Source organism: Streptomyces colonosanans (assembly GCF_001866645.1).
GTDB lineage: Bacteria > Actinomycetota > Actinomycetes > Streptomycetales > Streptomycetaceae > Streptomyces > Streptomyces colonosanans.
Genome location: NZ_MLYP01000164.1, coordinates 1 through 1595 on the forward strand (window position 1 = coordinate 1; position 1595 = coordinate 1595).

Annotated in this window: 2 protein-coding genes and 2 pseudogenes; all 4 read left to right on the top strand. The window is 70.8% G+C overall.

Going from position 1 to position 1595, the window contains the following annotated elements:
- Positions 1-557: pseudogene (locus BIV24_RS31015) on the top strand (nitrate- and nitrite sensing domain-containing protein); the annotation flags it as partial.
- A 9-nt stretch (positions 558-566) separates the two neighbouring features.
- Positions 567-980: a roadblock/LC7 domain-containing protein gene (locus BIV24_RS31020; protein ID WP_071369783.1), complete on the top strand. Its 414-nt coding sequence runs from the start codon at positions 567-569 to the stop codon at positions 978-980.
- Positions 981-1092: 112 nt separating this feature from the next.
- Positions 1093-1491, top strand: coding sequence for a DUF742 domain-containing protein (locus BIV24_RS31025; RefSeq protein ID WP_071369784.1), 399 nt, complete (start codon positions 1093-1095; stop codon positions 1489-1491).
- Positions 1472-1595: pseudogene (locus tag BIV24_RS31030) on the top strand (ATP-binding protein); the annotation flags it as partial. The gene BIV24_RS31025 and the pseudogene BIV24_RS31030, both read left to right, overlap by 20 nt.

Consider the following 1595-nt stretch of genomic DNA (forward strand, 5'->3'; position numbering starts at 1 on the left):
CCCAACCACAGTCCTCCACCGGCCAGTTCGCGCAACCTCAGGCGGACGGTGGCTACGGCGCCGCCCGGCCGCAGGCCCCGCAGCAGCAGCCTCCGCGCCGTCAGGAGCCCGAGGCCCTGCCGGCTGCGCCGAGCCCCGGCGGCGGAGGGACACCGCTGTACGACACGCTGGAGACCAACTGGTTCCACGGCGACCGTCAGCAGAGCAACGCCCCCGCGCCCCAGGCGCCGCAGCGGCAGCCCGCCGAGGCGCCCCAGCGTCCGGCCCCCGCGGCCTGGCGCACCTCACCGAACGACGAGATCGTCCGCAAGGCCGAGCGCGTGCGCCAGCCTGCCGCGGGCGGTGTCACCACCTCCGGCCTGCCGCGCCGGGTCCCGCGAGCGAACCTCGTCCCGGGCACGGCCGAGCAGCAACAGCACCACACCGGTCCGCAGGTCTCGCGTGCGCCCGACGACGTACGCGGCCGCCTGACGAATCTCCGACGGGGCATCGCCCAGGGTCGCCAAGCCGGTACCGGCCAGACCGGCAGCTTCCCCACTCACCAGCAGGAGCAGTAGTTGAGTCAGATGAGCCAGGCGGCACAGAACCTCAACTGGTTGATCACCAACTTCGTGGACAACACGCCGGGGGTGTCCCACACCGTCGTCGTGTCCGCCGACGGTCTCCTTCTGGCGATGTCGGAAGGCTTCCCGCGTGATCGCGCAGATCAGCTCGCGGCGGTGGCGTCCGGGCTCACCTCGCTGACCGCGGGTGCGTCCCGCATCTTCGAGGGCGGCAAGGTGGCGCAGACGGTCGTCGAGATGGAACGCGGCTTCCTCTTTCTCATGTCCATCTCGGACGGCTCGTCCCTCGCCGTGCTCTCCCACCCCGAGAGCGACATCGGGCTCGTGGGCTACGAGATGGCTCTCCTGGTCGACCGCGCGGGCGCGGTACTCACGCCCGACCTGCGCGCCGAGCTCCAGGGCAGTCTGCTCCGCTGACCGACCCCGGTATCACCCCCAACTCACGAAAACACCGTCCGGCCGCCACAGCCCCCCACCGGCCCCGTCAGACGGCACGACTGACCAACTTGCTGTCCCGCCCGGAGGATTCATGACCCCGCCCCCTGCCTCTCACGATCCGTACGCAGATCTGTACGGGGATGAGGGCGACCAACCGCTGGTCCGTCCGTACGCGATGACGGGCGGCCGGACCCGGCCGCGCTACCAGCTCGCGATAGAGGCGCTGATCAGCACGACGGCCGACCCGGCCCAGCTCATGGGCATGCTGCCCGAGCACCAGCGGATCTGCCACCTGTGCCGCGAGGTCAAGTCGGTGGCGGAGGTGTCGGCGCTCTTGTCGATGCCGCTCGGTGTGGCACGGATCCTCGTCGCGGACCTCGCGGAAGCCGGTCTCGTCGCGGTCCACCAGCCGGGTGGCGACGAGAACAACGGCGGCGCGCCGGACGTGACACTGCTCGAAAGGGTGCTCAGTGGACTTCGCAAGCTCTGACGGAGGGCGGTCGACCACCTCCGCGAAGATCGTGGTGGCGGGCGGCTTCGGTGTCGGCAAGACCACGTTCGTGGGCGCCGTCTCGGAGATCAACCCGCTGCGCA

Coding starts and splice junctions, on each gene's coding strand:
- BIV24_RS31020 (WP_071369783.1), top strand. CDS start 567: ATGAGCCAGGCGGCACAGAACCTCAACTGGTTGATCACCAACTTCGTG.
- BIV24_RS31025 (WP_071369784.1), top strand. CDS start 1,093: ATGACCCCGCCCCCTGCCTCTCACGATCCGTACGCAGATCTGTACGGG.